Source organism: Clostridium putrefaciens (genome assembly GCF_900461105.1).
In the GTDB taxonomy this organism is placed as follows: Bacteria; Bacillota; Clostridia; order Clostridiales; family Clostridiaceae; genus Clostridium_L; species Clostridium_L putrefaciens.
Genome location: NZ_UFWZ01000001.1, coordinates 240,454 through 254,854, shown reverse-complemented (window position 1 = coordinate 254,854; position 14,401 = coordinate 240,454). Strand labels below are relative to the sequence as shown.

General features: G+C 30.4%; 14 protein-coding genes. 1 reads left to right on the top strand and 13 read right to left on the bottom strand.

Translation table 11 applies throughout. From position 1 onward, the window contains the following. Window positions 1–40: 40 nt before the first annotated feature. Together DY168_RS01220 and DY168_RS01215 are read right to left on the bottom strand one after the other, a co-directional pair. On the bottom strand, window positions 41–1,234 hold the full coding sequence (locus DY168_RS01220; RefSeq protein WP_172556226.1) for an anti sigma factor C-terminal domain-containing protein: 1,194 nt from the start codon (window positions 1,232–1,234) through the stop codon (window positions 41–43). Between the two features lie 2 nt (window positions 1,235–1,236). Continuing rightward, window positions 1,237–1,722, bottom strand: a complete 486-nt coding sequence (locus DY168_RS01215) for an RNA polymerase sigma factor (RefSeq protein WP_115640109.1) — start codon at window positions 1,720–1,722, stop codon at window positions 1,237–1,239. Window positions 1,723–1,892: 170 nt separating this feature from the next. Between DY168_RS01215 and DY168_RS01210 the strand changes: the two genes are divergently transcribed. Beyond that, window positions 1,893–2,720 (top strand): CPBP family intramembrane glutamic endopeptidase, encoded by an 828-nt coding sequence (locus DY168_RS01210; RefSeq protein ID WP_115640108.1) that lies wholly within the window; start codon window positions 1,893–1,895, stop codon window positions 2,718–2,720. Window positions 2,721–2,964: 244 nt separating this feature from the next. Here the strand turns inward: DY168_RS01210 and DY168_RS01205 are convergent, their stop codons facing one another. The 11 genes from DY168_RS01205 to DY168_RS01155 all read right to left on the bottom strand — a co-directional run bounded on the left by DY168_RS01205 (window position 2,965) and on the right by DY168_RS01155 (window position 14,283). Then, the gene (locus DY168_RS01205) at window positions 2,965–3,420 is read right to left on the bottom strand and encodes a hypothetical protein (RefSeq protein WP_115640107.1); all 456 of its coding nucleotides are present in this window, start codon (window positions 3,418–3,420) and stop codon (window positions 2,965–2,967) included. A gap of 265 nt (window positions 3,421–3,685) precedes the next feature. Next, window positions 3,686–4,423, bottom strand: coding sequence for a tRNA pseudouridine(38-40) synthase TruA (truA, locus tag DY168_RS01200; RefSeq protein WP_172556225.1), 738 nt, complete (start codon window positions 4,421–4,423; stop codon window positions 3,686–3,688). A gap of 129 nt (window positions 4,424–4,552) precedes the next feature. Next, complete coding sequence (locus DY168_RS01195; RefSeq protein ID WP_172556224.1) at window positions 4,553–6,124, bottom strand: response regulator; 1,572 nt, start codon at window positions 6,122–6,124, stop codon at window positions 4,553–4,555. Beyond that, window positions 6,117–7,880 carry a sensor histidine kinase gene (locus DY168_RS01190; RefSeq protein WP_115640105.1) on the bottom strand — a complete coding sequence of 588 codons (1,764 nt, stop codon included), beginning with the start codon at window positions 7,878–7,880 and terminating at the stop codon, window positions 6,117–6,119. Before DY168_RS01190 ends, DY168_RS01195 begins: the two co-directional genes overlap by 8 nt. A gap of 138 nt (window positions 7,881–8,018) precedes the next feature. Further along, on the bottom strand, window positions 8,019–8,735 hold the full coding sequence (locus DY168_RS01185; protein WP_115640104.1) for an MgtC/SapB family protein: 717 nt from the start codon (window positions 8,733–8,735) through the stop codon (window positions 8,019–8,021). Between the two features lie 15 nt (window positions 8,736–8,750). Next, on the bottom strand, window positions 8,751–9,815 hold the full coding sequence (locus DY168_RS01180) for an ABC transporter ATP-binding protein (RefSeq protein WP_115640103.1): 1,065 nt from the start codon (window positions 9,813–9,815) through the stop codon (window positions 8,751–8,753). A 16-nt stretch (window positions 9,816–9,831) separates the two neighbouring features. Next, window positions 9,832–11,520 carry an ABC transporter permease gene (locus DY168_RS01175; protein WP_242984031.1) on the bottom strand — a complete coding sequence of 563 codons (1,689 nt, stop codon included), beginning with the start codon at window positions 11,518–11,520 and terminating at the stop codon, window positions 9,832–9,834. Window positions 11,521–11,652: 132 nt separating this feature from the next. Next, on the bottom strand, window positions 11,653–12,681 hold the full coding sequence (locus DY168_RS01170; RefSeq protein WP_242984030.1) for an ABC transporter substrate-binding protein: 1,029 nt from the start codon (window positions 12,679–12,681) through the stop codon (window positions 11,653–11,655). Window positions 12,682–12,975: 294 nt separating this feature from the next. After that, a complete protein-coding gene (locus DY168_RS01165) occupies window positions 12,976–13,161 on the bottom strand; it encodes a hypothetical protein (RefSeq protein ID WP_115640102.1) in 186 nt (61 codons plus the stop codon). Between the two features lie 114 nt (window positions 13,162–13,275). Further along, window positions 13,276–13,887: a class I SAM-dependent methyltransferase gene (locus DY168_RS01160; RefSeq protein WP_278286335.1), complete on the bottom strand. Its 612-nt coding sequence runs from the start codon at window positions 13,885–13,887 to the stop codon at window positions 13,276–13,278. 150 nt (window positions 13,888–14,037) lie between these two features. Continuing rightward, window positions 14,038–14,283 carry a tautomerase family protein gene (locus DY168_RS01155; RefSeq protein WP_115640101.1) on the bottom strand — a complete coding sequence of 82 codons (246 nt, stop codon included), beginning with the start codon at window positions 14,281–14,283 and terminating at the stop codon, window positions 14,038–14,040. Window positions 14,284–14,401: the final 118 nt, after the last annotated feature.

Sequence of the window (14,401 nt, the reverse complement as noted above, 5' to 3'; positions counted from 1 at the left end):
TCTTTAAAAATAAAATCAGACCTATATACTTAAATTTTATTTAATGTATATATTTTTTTGAGGGCGATACATTATCTATTTCTATAGTTTTTACTTTTTCATTATTTATAAATTCTAATAAGTCTCTTGCTTCGCCGCAAACTAAAACTCCGTAGGTATTTACTCCATTGTTTTCAACATAATTCAATGTATCTTTATAATACTCCATCTTATTATTATTTTCGTCTAATACTTTAACTGCCTTTTCTCTATCTATCATATACTTTAGTAATGAAATAAAATGTTTAGTATATGCCACTTCCATATTATAATTATTATCATTGTTTTCATCCATCATTATATCCACTAACTGCAAAGCTGGGTACTTATCTTTATCAGCACTGTCATTAGTAACAGATTGGTCGTTGGGTCCTGGAATAAATCCCGATAAATAATCAATAGGATCACCTTCCCCTACAGTACGAACACCTACCCATTTAAAACTCATTTTATTATTATACTTTTTATTTAATTCATCAAACCCCTTCATCGTTAAATCATTTTCAAAAGTTATATAGGCTGAAATATAAGAAACAGGGTTTAATTCATCAATATGATTTATAACTCTATCCTTTTGTCCTTTTAAAAATTCATTTTCATTAGTACCTGGTTGCCTAATACAAGCAAACCCTAAATAGCTTGTTTCAAAAAGGTCTTCAAAGCTTCTTATTCTAACGTTTCTTTTAATTTTAGCATTAATACTTTTTACATCACCCGTAAATAGGTTTCTTCTTTGAAAATATATATTATATGCACCAAAACCTGAACTCTCAGAATATGCATTATTCAATGTATATCCAGGTAAATTTAACTCTGTAAAAGCCTTTAAATCAAAATATAAATTTTGATTGTATCTTCCTACTGTCTTTTCAGATGGGTTGTAGTAAAAGTTATTTAAAATAGGAGAAATTAAATAAAATATAGTAAATAAAATTAAAAAAACAATAGAAACAGACGTTGCTATAACTTTTTTAAGCCTTTTATTCACACTTCTTTTAACTAAGGCCGTCTCTTCTCTAACATTTCCTTTTAAAACATCTTCCTTAAAAGTATCTTTTTCAAATCTTATATCATAACCTTCACATAAATACTCTTGAATTAATTCATATTTACTTAATTCTTCTTCTACAAACTTAATTTGTTCAGCTGATGCATTTCCCTCTTTATATTTATTCAATAAGTCTTTGAAGTCCACTTTTATTCCTCCTTTAAACCTTCCTTTAGCTTTTTTCTTGCCCTATACAATAAAGTTCTAGATGCCCCTTCAGAAAGCCTCATTATAACTGCTACTTCTCGTAGGCTTAAGCTGCAATAGTAATACAATGTAATTATCTCCTTATAAGAAGATTTCAACTTTAAAACTTCATAGTAAACTTCTCTTCTCTGTTCATTTATCAAAATTTTATCTAAGGTACTCTCTTCTATAAAAAGCTTATTCATATGTGGTTCAATTTGTTCTAAAGATTTTTCTTTCTTTTCATAATCTAGGTATAAATTTTTGCATACTCTAAATAACCAATACTTAACATATTCTCTGCTGTCCTCAAGGGCTAATAAAGCCTTAAAAAATGTTTCACTTACTAAATCCTCAGCTAAAGTCTTATCTTTACAAAGTGAAAGGGCATAAAGATATAATTCTATATGATATTTATTATATAAACACTCTAGTTCATCATTTCCCACACCAGCCTCCTCCCCCTTCACTTAACAAACGATTCACTACCATTTATGTTACACCATTCCATTATAAATCTATATGTATCCTATATTTTAAATAACTTCCATGATATAATACTGTTAAATATTACTTTTAAATACTATATTGAAAATTTCTTCATGAAAGTGGTGATCTTATGAAAATTATCAAACAATACCTAAATGGTTCCATAGAATCTAAGCCTATGGATTTTATTTCTTCAGTATCGCTTTGTATATTACAATTTATTTTAATGGTTATTTTAAATATAGTCTCTTCATCCATTATAGGATTGTTTATTGGAGAACAATGGACATATCTCTTTTCCAAAATAATAACAAATATAATAGTTATAATTTTATTACTTAAAATATATTTTAAACCTAATTCTGATGATAAAAGATCAGTAGATGTAAATTATACTAGAAGTATTACGTTATCCTGTTTATTAATGATATTATTATTAACTATTTCATTTAGACTAATAACCTTAGTATCTTTTAATCCAATTATGAATTATTTAGCTTCTAAATCAAAGATGTTACATTACATTAAAGAAATTGCTTCACAAACGAATCCTTACCTCTTAGTGTTAGAGATTACTTTAATTGGTCCTATTATTGAAGAAATTCTATTTAGAGGCATTATTTTAAATGGTCTTTTAAAAAAATACAGTCCAGCTAAGGCTATATTATTTTCCTCACTACTTTTTAGCCTAATCCATGGTAATCTACCTCAAATGTTTAATGCGTTGTTTTTTGGAATACTACTAGGACTTATATACATTAAAACAAAGTCTTTATATGCTGTGATTTTTACTCATATTATAGCTAATACTTTAAGTATTATACTATCAGTTCTAGAAGAATATATGCCTATTTTGGGGAACCCACTATTCCTAACCCTTTTAGGTCTTTTATTATTAGCGGTTTTTATTATTTTATATAGAAAAAACCCTCTATCTATGGAGGGGAAAGCTACCTAAAATTTTAGGTAAAAATATTAGACTGAGTATATAGTTAACCTTCTATATAAATTCAGTCTCTTTAAATTATAAGTACATTTAATTGTAAAATCACTCTAATAACATCTATCGGATGGCTACCATCCGTAACACCCCTATCCTCTTCAAGGTGGCGGATGACGGCTGCTACACCCCTGGATAAGTTCTTCTAGTCTTTGATGGAGAGATGTATTCCTTATAAGCAAACTCCACCTGAGTCTAAGAATCACTTGATCTTGACTATTTCATTAGGTAAGTTCTCCCTAAACAAAGTAATGATTCTATCATAATCCTCTTTTTTGTAATGGTGAATATCTTCATTTAGGTTCTTGTGTATAAATCCTACCCTTATATCCTTTTCCTTTGATACTCGCACCTCTAGAAGTTTGTCCCAGTTTCCGTAGTTTCCAAGTCCTCGTACGGATCTAAAGCCTTTAGAGGTAATTCCCTTTCTTGCTAAAGTTAGAACCAGTGACATTGCTCCTAAACCCCCTATTATGATATGAATCCATGTTTTAGCGTAGAAATAAGTAATACTAATTATAACTATAGTGCCTATTACTGTAGATATAATTTCTCCTATGTTTTTCTTTGTTGGAATAATTAAATCTTTTATCTCCATTAAATAGTACAAGTTTACTCCAATAATACAAAAGAGAACCAATCCGCTTACTATATCCATATACTTCACCCCATTAAATTAAATTAGTATCTTTAATTGTAACTTATCTTTTATAAATCTAGTATTATGAACATTACACCATATACCCCATTATATATATAAGAGATTGCTTAAACAAGTATATTTGCAAATCTTCTCCATGTCTTTACACTAAAAAGTCCACCTCTAAGTTAAATACCTAGAGGTGGACTTTTAAACTTTAAATAACGTTTTTCTTAAAATATATGCTTAATTAAAGGACTATTATTATATAATTTATCCTTGATTAATATTGGACATCCTTAAGGCATAATCCCTTAGCCTGAGCCATTGGACCTGCTTCTCTCTTTTTCTTTTCAGCTAAGATAGTTTCTACTTCTGTAATCTTAACTTTTCCTCTACCTACATCTAAAAGAGTTCCTGTAATAATTCTTACCATATTTAATAAGAATCCATTTCCATTAACATGTATTTCTATAATACCTTGGTTTTCTGTTATGTTTATATAATTTATGGTTCTAACAGTAGGCTTAGTATTTGGTTTTAGGCTAGTAAAGCTTTGAAAGTCATGAGTTCCAACTAGAACCTTAGATGCCTCTTTCATATCATCTAAGTTAAGCTTATCATTAGTATGATAGACATACTTTTTATTGAATACACTTCTAAATTTATTATTATTTATTGTATATACGTAGGTTTTTGACTTTACATTATATCTTGCATGAAATCTTTCTCCTGTGTCCTTCATAGTTTTTACTACTATATCTTCAGGTAAATATTCATACAAGTAATCTAGCATAGCATCTACAGTAAGAGCACTTTCAGTATGGAAATTAGCTATGTAATTTTCAGCATGTACTCCTGAATCTGTTCTTCCACAACCTACTACTTGAACATCTTCACCTGTCATTTTAGATAATACAGTCTCTATTTTGTCTTGCACAGTTAAAATATCGTCTTTTTGTTTCTGCCATCCTTTATATCTCGTTCCATCATATTCTATAGTCATTTTTAAATTTCTCATTTAGGCCCACCTTTAATTTATTTTCTTATTTATCTTTTTGTATTGTTATTAATAATTATACATTGACTCGTAAAATAAAGCTAATCTATTATATATTTAATAATAGATTCCAATAACTAATGGTACTTTCTAATATTCTTCTTTTTTATCTTTTATAAATTCACTAGGTGAGTAACCTGTATATTTTTTAAAGGACTGAGAAAAGTATCTATAATCTGGGTATCCTACTTCAAGTGCTACCTTTGCCACCTTAGTATTTGGCTCTCTTAAAAGTTCTATGGCTTTTTCCATTCTAAGTCTAGTTATGTATTCACTAAAACCTATACCTAAAACCTTTTTCATCTTTCTACTAAGATAACTTTCACTTAAATAAGCATAATTTGCCACATCCTTTAATGAAATATCCTCTTTGTAGTGATGATCTATAAATTCTACAGCCTTTTCTATACCTGTTTCTTCAGCTGCTGCATCTCTTTCTCTTAAGATATTCAAAACCTTTATAAGATAGGAATACACAAACTCATATAACTCATCTAAGGTATTTAGCTTTGCAGCATATTTGTATATATTAGCTTCTTCTAATTCCTCACCTTTACTATATGTATCATAAGTTTTTACCACTGAAAAAGCTTCTAATATTATTTCAATACTTACCCCTCTTATAAAATCTTCTTCTGATTTATAAATTTTAAATCTAGTAAATATGGATTTTAATTTATCTTGAATCCTTTTTTTATCTTTTGCCTTTATTAATAAATTCATCTCTCTTTTTTCTTTAGTGAAATCTAAAGTTATATGAGAATCACTTTTAAATATACTTTCAAAATATATTATCTTATTTTTTCCAAGATAAAGCTTATGGTTTATAGCCTCTTTACTCTCACTGTAACTTTCTTTTATATTTCTTAAAGGTTTCTTATCAGATACTCCAAGGGTTACGGTAATATTTAAAATCTCATTTACCTCTTTAGTAAAATTGTTTAGCATCTCTTCTAAGCTACCCTTATCTTCATTATCTTCATTATCTTCATTATCTTCAAGTACTATAGCTACTCTATAAAAGTGGCAGTCTATAACGTAATATTTAGATTTAAAATGTTTATATATTAATTCCCTTATGCCTTTATTTTGCATGTAAGACTTATCCATTGAGTCTTCTTCCATGCGTTCATTGTAGATATCATTTTCTATGCTTATGATTCTTATAGTATTTAAGTCTATTTTAGCTTCCCTTAAGCCGTCTACCATTGACTCTTTATCTGAAAATCTACCTCTCATAGCATCTAAAAGTAATCTTTCTTGTTCTAAGGCCCTATTTAAACTAAGCTTATTTAACTCTTTTGTGGATCGTTTTATAGCCTCTATAAGTTCATCTTCATCTATAGGTTTTAATATGAAATCTACAGCTTTTAGCTTTATGGCTTCTTTTGCATATTGAAACTCATCATAGCCAGTGATTATTATAAACTTGCAGTCTGGTAGGAGTTCCCTTACTTTAAAAGCCATATCAAGCCCACTAATTCCAGGCATATTTATATCTGTAATTATTATATCAGGTTTGAAATTTTTAGAATACTCTATAGCTTCTATGCCATTAGAAGCCTCTCCACAAACCTTGCAACCTAAAATGTTCCAGTCTATAGTTTTTTTCATTCCCTCTCTTGCAAGATATTCATCATCTACTATCAAAACCTTAAACAAGCTTTTCACCTCTGTTAATCGTATTGTTACTCTCATCCGTATCCGGTATTAATATTTTAACAAAGGTAAAGCCATCCTTTTCTTCTACAATTAGTCCATAGGCTTCTCCATAATGTATCTTTACCCTATTATTAACATTATCCATTCCTATTCCTTCACCTTTAGACTTACTATTCCCAAAACCTACACCATTATCTAATATCTCAAAACATATAATATTATCTCTAATTGAGCCCCTTATCTCTATTATACCCTTCCCTATCTTTTGTTCTAATCCATGAGTAATAGAATTCTCCACTATAGGCTGTAGCAAGAATCTTAGCATATATTTATCATAAACTTCTTCTTCTATATTTACTTTTACTTCAAATTTATCTCCATATCTTATTTCTTGAATGTTCAGGTAATTTTCTATCTGATCTATTTCTTCTCTTACCTTAACTATATCACTAACCTTACTTGTGCTATATCGTAAAAGTTTACCTAAAGATACCACCATACCTGTAACTCCCTTATAATCTTCTAATTTTGCCATCCAATGAATTGACTCTAGTGTATTATACAAAAAGTGAGGATTAACCTGTGCTTTTAAGGCCTTAAATTCTGATTGCTGCACTAAATACTGTTTTTCGTACACTTCTTTTATTAGTCTATTTATTTCCCTCACCATATCATTAAAGCTTTTCCCTAGCTGTCCTATCTCATCTTCTGTTTCAATATGGAAATTAACATCCCTGTCACCAGACTCTACCTTCTTCATTAGCCTTGAAAGTTCATTTATAGGTCTCGATATGCTTTTTGATAATATATAAGAGCCCATTATCGACATAATTAAAATAATTACTATAACTATTGTAAACGTGGAAATAGCTACATATCTTTCATTATATAGAATCCTTTTAGGTATCATCTCTATGATCTTTATTCCTGTATGTTTAGTTGTAGTGAAGTATGCTTTAAAAGCCACCCCCTCTACCTTCACATCTATAGCGCCCTTATCCTTTTCTAATATATCCTTTAAATACTCTTCATGAAACTTAAATCCCGTTCTATTTTTATATCTTTTATCTGTAATTATGTATCCTGATTTATCCACTACATATATGTTATTCTCGTCATATAAATTTGTATTTTTAAATATTTCTGTAAAATAATCATCATAAACATCGGATATTATATACCCTAAAGGTCCGCCTTCCTCCTTGCTTGTAACCTGCTTTCCTATAGCCATAACTATATCCTTACTATCCATTCCATCCACTCTTCTATGTATAAAGGACAGTTCTTTTCCTTCACTTTTATCCATTATCCGAAAAAAGTTTCCTCTTGAATCTTCATAAATTGGCACATTATATTCTGTTGTGCTAAATCTGCTTTTCCTATTTAAATCCACAATATGAATAGGTACATCAAAACTTTGAGTTGCTAATACTCCATTGGAGATTTTATACATGGTTTGTATGTCTTTAAACCTTTCATCGTAGCTATCATATTCCTTTGTTTTTAAAATAGATTGCACATCCTCATTGTATGACATGTAATTGGTAATCTTGATAAAACTTAGGATGGTTGAATCTATAAGCTTACTTGTAGATTCTAAGCTTTCAGTAACACTATTGTTTACCTTAGTTTGGCTAAACTTTTTTAAATTTTTATAATAAAATATAGACATTATTATAATTGGTACTAAAACTATAATCATAAAAGCTTTAAAAAGTCTATTACCAAAGGACTTTCCTCTAAATTTATACCTCATATTTTATCTCACTTTACTGTAATCTTTAATCTTAATACAATTATTATATCATAAGGTATAAAAAAAATATAAGATAAGATGTTAAAGCAATACTACCTTAACACTTATCTTATATTTAAAAGTTTCCTAACTTATAGGTTATAATATACTAACCTTTATTATAAAATCATTTCCCATAATATCATGCAACACTTCACCGCTCTTCATATACCTCGGTACTAAGATAGTATATAAGCTAGTTTTTATATGAGGATTATAATCTACCGACTCTTCATCTTCGTCCTCTATACTGTATTCTATATTCTTTATCTTTATCTTTTTTCTATTAAAATAGTCATTAAGGACTTGGGTTTGAAGCTTTTCATCATCATATTGTATTTCAATCTTCATTATCTTACCCTTGTACAAAAATTTACTTTCAAATCTTTTTAAAATCCCTAAGATGGCTATTACACTTACTCCAGATAGTATAGCTAGAACATAGTACCCCATACCTACTGCAAGTCCAATGCAGGCTACTACCCAAAGGCTAGCTGCCGTAGTAAGTCCTTTTATAGAGCCTTTTTCATGAATTATAGCCCCTGCCCCTAGAAATCCTATACCACTAATGACTTGAGCACCCATTCTTCCTACATCAGATTTTACGGCACTAGCTAGTATTGGATTTTCAATAACCTTTTTAAGAGAATCATCCACTGCCTTAATTTGTATCATTGCGATAACCGCAGCACCAACACAAACTAGTATATGGGTTCTAAACCCTGCTGGTCTATTTCTAGATTCTCTCTCATATCCAATACCACCGGCTATTACAATTGCCATTAATAATCTAAATATAATCTCATAGGTTGTCATGGCTTCCCACCCTCTCTAAATTATATGAACATTTAGTGGTGAAAATGCAATTTTGACCTTATCCCCTTCTTTAAATACTTCTCTACCTTGAGGATTATTATCTTCAATTTTAATTTCAGCATTTTTAGTTTTTACTATATAGTCTTGGTATGATCCCATAAATGTAGATAAAAGAACATCCACATCAATGATTCCATCTCTAGCTATAGTAACTGCTTCTGGTCTTAGCACAACTTTGCATTCTTCTCCTGCCTTTTTTGTTCCATTATAATTAACTTCTATTTTCTGTCCTTCTATTTCTATAGTTGCTTTATCATTTTTAACTTCTAATATTTTACCCATTATAAAGTTAGCTGTACCAATAAAATCAGCAACAAATTCAGTCCTTGGTGTATAATATATCTCTTTAGGTGTGCCTACTTGTTCTATTATACCTTTATTCATTATAATGATTCTATCTGAAAGGCTCATTGCCTCTGATTGATCGTGAGTTACATATATAGCTGTAATCCCTACCTTCTTCTGGATCTTTCTAATTTCTGTTCTCATATAAACTCTAAGTTTTGCATCTAAATTTGATAAAGGCTCATCAAATAGCAATACCCCAGGTTCCATAACAAGAGCTCGAGCCAAGGCAACTCTTTGCTGTTGTCCGCCTGATAATTGGTTAGGGTATCTATTTTCCATACCTGTTAACCCTACTAATTCTATTATACTATTAACCTTATCTTTTATAGTCCCTTTATCCATCTTTTTTAATTTTAGTCCATATGCTATATTGTCATATATATTATAGTGTGGAAATAAGGCATAGCTTTGAAACACCATGGAGGTATCTCTTTTATCTGGTGTAAGATCATTAATAACATCTCCACCTAGATATATATCACCTGAAGTTGGTACCTCAAATCCTGCTACCATTCTTAAAGTAGTTGTCTTTCCACAACCAGATGGTCCTAGAAGAGTAACAAACTCTCCAGCCTTTATGTCTACAGAAATATTATCCACAGCTTTAAACTCATTATTATTCCCTGAATATATTTTAGTTAAACTTTTTATATTAACACCCTTACTTTTCATCTTTAATACCTCCATATTACATTTCTTCTCTACTTACGCCCATTTTGCTAAGTCCTAAATACATTAATGAAATAGCTATGTATACTATAATTATTAGTATAGTTGAAAATGCAGATGCAACTCCAAATCTACCGCTATCTACCTGTGATAATATTTGAACCGTAAGTAATTTGTATTTAGCTGATACAAGGAAAATAACAGCACTTACTGCGGTCATACTTCTTACAAAGGTATATACAAGTCCACTAAAAAATGCAGACTTTATAAGAGGTAAAGTTATAGATGTAAACACCTTTGTGCTACCTGCGCCTAAATCTGAAGCCGCCTCTTCTATTGATGGATCAATTTGCTGAAGCGCAGATACCCCAGATCTTACTCCAACTGGAACACTTCTCATTATAAAAGATATAACGATAATGGCACCAGTACCTGTTAGAACTAATGGTTTTGTGTTATATGCAGATACATATCCTATTCCTATTACTGTTCCCGGTACAGCCATAGCTAAAAGTGAAGTAAATTCTATAAACCCTTTTCCATAGAACTTTTTCCTTACTATGAGGAAGGCTATTATCATTCCATATATTCCTGTTATAGGTGTAGCAATAGCTGCAAGATAAGTGGTATCCTTTAAAGCACTACTTCCTAGCTTAAATACATACTTAAAATGATTCAAGGTCAAAGAGTAATCTACCCCCATTACTTTAAAGAATCCTCCAAGAGGTATTAAGATATAAAAGGCTAATACAAATACTGTAACTAATAAACATATAATATCTATTGGCCATACTATGTGTTTTTCTGTCATTAAATCTCTTTCTCTTGAAGCTTTTCCTGTAACAGTAACATAAGATTTCTTCTCTATCCAATACTTTTCTAATACAAATAATAAAATAGATATAGAAAGTAATATTACAGCTACAGCAGCTCCTCCTTGCATATCATAGTTTCCTATGGCTTGAAGGTATATTTGAGTTGCAAGAGTTGAGTAGTTTCCTCCTATAACCATTGGGTTTGAAAAGTCTGCTACAGTCTCTATAAATGTTAATAAAAATGCATTAGCAAGTCCTGGAGCCATAAGTGGTAATGTAACAGTTTTAAATGTCTTCCACCTCGAAGCTCCCATGTTTCTAGCAGCCTCTTCTAAGGAAGGATCTATTCTTTTTAATAGTCCCGTTAAAAGAAGATAAGCTACGGGGAAAAACGTCATGGTTTGAACCATAACAAGTCCATGAAATCCATATATATTAGCATTTTGTATGCCAAATAACTTCCTTGTAATTAATCCATACTGGCCAAACAGCATTATAGCTGAAAGTGCTAAAACAAAAGGTGGTGATATTATAGGTAATAATGACACAACCTTAAATAACTTTTTAAAATGACTTTTAATATATGAATCCGCATATGCAAATATAAATCCTATTAATGTAGACAAAAATCCTACTGTAACACCTAATGTTAATGTATTTTTTAGTGTCTTTTGGAAATCCAAGCTTTTAAGTGTATCGAAGTACGCATCTAAGCTAAACCCTCCCTTACCTACAAAACTAACTTTTAATACAGAAACTAGCGGATAAATTATAAATATTGCTAAAGATAATATGACAAAAATTATTGTTATTAAAAGCGTTGGGTCTCTCCATATCTTCTTCATATCGTTCATATTGTTACTTATTGAATTTCTATGTTTTTTTAATGACATTTGTATTGCTCCTCCTCATTTTTAATTTATTGAGCAAAATATTTTACATAAATATATTTTTTTAACAACATTCTTATAATCTAAATCAGAGACCAGGTATCCGGTCTCCTCTTAAAAGTATTTATTATCTAATTATTTAATAGCCTTGCTCCACTTTTCAACTACTGAGCTTCTATTTTTTCCTGCCCATTCAAGATCGTAGTCTATAAGTTTTGTATCCTTTAATTCTTCTACTTGCTTTGGTGGCTCAGCATTTGGGTTAGTTAAGAACTGATAAGATCCAACTGATTGTCCAAGTTCCTGTGCCTCTTTAGTTAAACACCAGTCAATAAACATCTTAGCTGCCTCTTCATCAGGAGCATTATTTATCATTCCTACTGCACCTATTTCATAACCTGTCCCCTCTATTGGTGCACTCATAATTAAGTCCTTCATACCTTCTTCTCTATACTTGATTCCATCGTGTAAAAAGCTTAATCCTACCATAACTTCACCCTGTCCTGCCATTCTTGCAGGTGCAGTTCCTGATTTTTCGTAGGACTTTATCTGTCCATTAAGATTCTTCATATATTCTAAACCTTTTTCTTCACCCATAAGTTGAATTACTGTAGCTAAAGCTGTATAAGCTGTTCCTGAAGATCCTGGGTTAGATATAGAAACTTGGCCCTTAAATTCAGGCTTTAATAAGTCTTCCCATGATTTTGGAACCTCAGCTCCCTTTTCTTTTAGTAGCTTTTCATTAGATACAAATCCTAGGTATCCTACATATATACCTGTCCAAGCTCCATCTTTATCCTTATACTTATCTTCCATGTCCTTTGAATTAGGTGAAACATATTTCCCTAATAGTCCTTCTTCACCAGCTTGAACAAATCCATCTGCAGGACCTCCAAACCATATAGAAGCCTTTGGATTTTCCTTTTCAGCTCTTATTCTTCCAAGTATTTCTCCAGAGCTCATTCTAACAGCTTCTGTCTTTACTCCAGTTTCCTTCTCAAACTCTGCCACAGCTTTAATCATGTGGTCTTCCATAAGTCCTGAATATATAGTTAATTTAAGATCTTTCTTATTTACGTCCCCTTCTTTTTTTCCACAACCTGCAAAAATTCCAACAGACATTATAACCCCTAAAGTCAATGCTATAAGCTTCTTTTTATTCAAAATCTGTTCCTCCTTTTTATCAATCACTTTTTTCACTTGTATATGTTTTCATTATAACTTCATTTATATTCATAAATAAATAATGAACAAAATATCATACATAGTAGTAAATAAATTTAACATTTTAACAAAATAAAAAGGCTTTAATGAAATATACTTTCACTTAAGCCTTAATTGGTATTTTAAATACATCTAAACCTTACATCTTACCTATCTTAATGCAAATATATACTACTTATACATTTACTGTTTCTACCACAGCTTTTAAAATCTTAATACTTGTAATGTTAAAAGTTATCTATTCTTATTTAATATCACTTTCCCTTTATTAGATACAAACACTATTAAATATCCAATGGCAGTAACACAAATAACCCTTGTTATAAATGAAGCAATTTCACCATACTTTAAATCCACAAAAGCTCCCCAAACAATAGGAACCGTAGCTATCCCTAATAACTTTTTAATACCTCTTTTCATAGTAACTCCCCCTTATAATATGTCCTTTGGTATATAATAAACCGATTATATTTCGTTACTTAATAATATATTCTATATAAAGTCTCGTTCACCTTTATATATTTATGCTTCATCCTACTTTATAGCAAAAATAGTAAACTCCCCTGGTATCTTCTCATCATCCCAATTTGTATGCTCATCAAATTCTTTTAGTGTAAATCCTACATTAATAACTTCGTTAACAATCTCATTTAATGTGTAAAATCTAAGAGAACAATCTGGAAAGCCCTCCTGTTCTTCTTTACTAAATTCACTCTTATATGCCAAATCTCCGTTATATACCTTAGAATCAAAATAATTGCCCTTTGTGGAAGATACAGATTTTCCTGACTGTCCCACTGAAGTAATCTTTCTAAATGGATGGAAATCACTTAAAATAAGCTTCCCACCCTTTTTAGTTATGGCATATAACATCTTCATAAACTCACTAATGTCATTGAAATAGTGTAAAATACCACCTTCCAGATATAACATATCAAAATATTCATTGTACTTATTAAGGTCAAGGTCATAGAAATCTCCAACCACATATTCAATTGAAGTATTAGCACTGTCTGCTAATTCCATTGCGTATCTCCTGTTCTCTTTAGAGATATCAAATACTGTTACATCCGCTCCCATAAGTGCCAGTGGAACTGCCTTTCTCCCATTAGACCCACAGGGATTACCAATCTTTAACCCTTTCACATCATGAAAGTATTTTTGGTATATTTGTATTCTTCTTCTTTCATTTCATAATCAATAGAGGCCGAAAATCACAAATCTTTATGCCAATTTCAGCAACATTTTCTTCATCTATAAACTTATTAATCATTTTGTGTTATTTTTAAGGAAATATCAATTCAATTCACATTCTAAGTATGAATATCCTGGCTTTTTGTATAGCGTTTCTTCCTTTTCTAAAATATCTGGTTTATATACTTCTTTTGCCCATCTGTCACTTGAAACTTCTTCAAATGAAACAGAAACACTGCCCTCTTCTACATTTACTGTTTCTACGACAGCCTTTACAATCTTATTAGTAAGTTCTATTTTCTGTTCTTCTGTTCTACCTGTCCAAAGTTTTACAATAACATGTGGCATTTTTTATCACCCTCCTAAACTTATACACTCAAATATATATAAGTACGTCATTTTTTGCCATTTTTAAATATATTTACACTAGACATAATAAATAATACCTGTGGCAAGCTATAAATAA

Bases quoted from the DNA above. Each gene is read 5' to 3' on its own strand.
- DY168_RS01210 (WP_115640108.1), top strand. From the start codon at position 1,893: ATGAAAATTATCAAACAATACCTAAATGGTTCCATAGAATCTAAGCCT.
- DY168_RS01205 (WP_115640107.1), bottom strand. From the start codon at position 3,420: ATGGATATAGTAAGCGGATTGGTTCTCTTTTGTATTATTGGAGTAAAC.
- truA (WP_172556225.1), bottom strand. From the start codon at position 4,423: ATGAGAAATTTAAAAATGACTATAGAATATGATGGAACGAGATATAAA.
- DY168_RS01190 (WP_115640105.1), bottom strand. From the start codon at position 7,880: ATGAGGTATAAATTTAGAGGAAAGTCCTTTGGTAATAGACTTTTTAAA.
- DY168_RS01185 (WP_115640104.1), bottom strand. From the start codon at position 8,735: ATGACAACCTATGAGATTATATTTAGATTATTAATGGCAATTGTAATA.
- DY168_RS01180 (WP_115640103.1), bottom strand. From the start codon at position 9,815: ATGAAAAGTAAGGGTGTTAATATAAAAAGTTTAACTAAAATATATTCA.
- DY168_RS01175 (WP_242984031.1), bottom strand. From the start codon at position 11,520: ATGTCATTAAAAAAACATAGAAATTCAATAAGTAACAATATGAACGAT.
- DY168_RS01165 (WP_115640102.1), bottom strand. From the start codon at position 13,161: ATGAAAAGAGGTATTAAAAAGTTATTAGGGATAGCTACGGTTCCTATT.
- DY168_RS01155 (WP_115640101.1), bottom strand. From the start codon at position 14,283: ATGCCACATGTTATTGTAAAACTTTGGACAGGTAGAACAGAAGAACAG.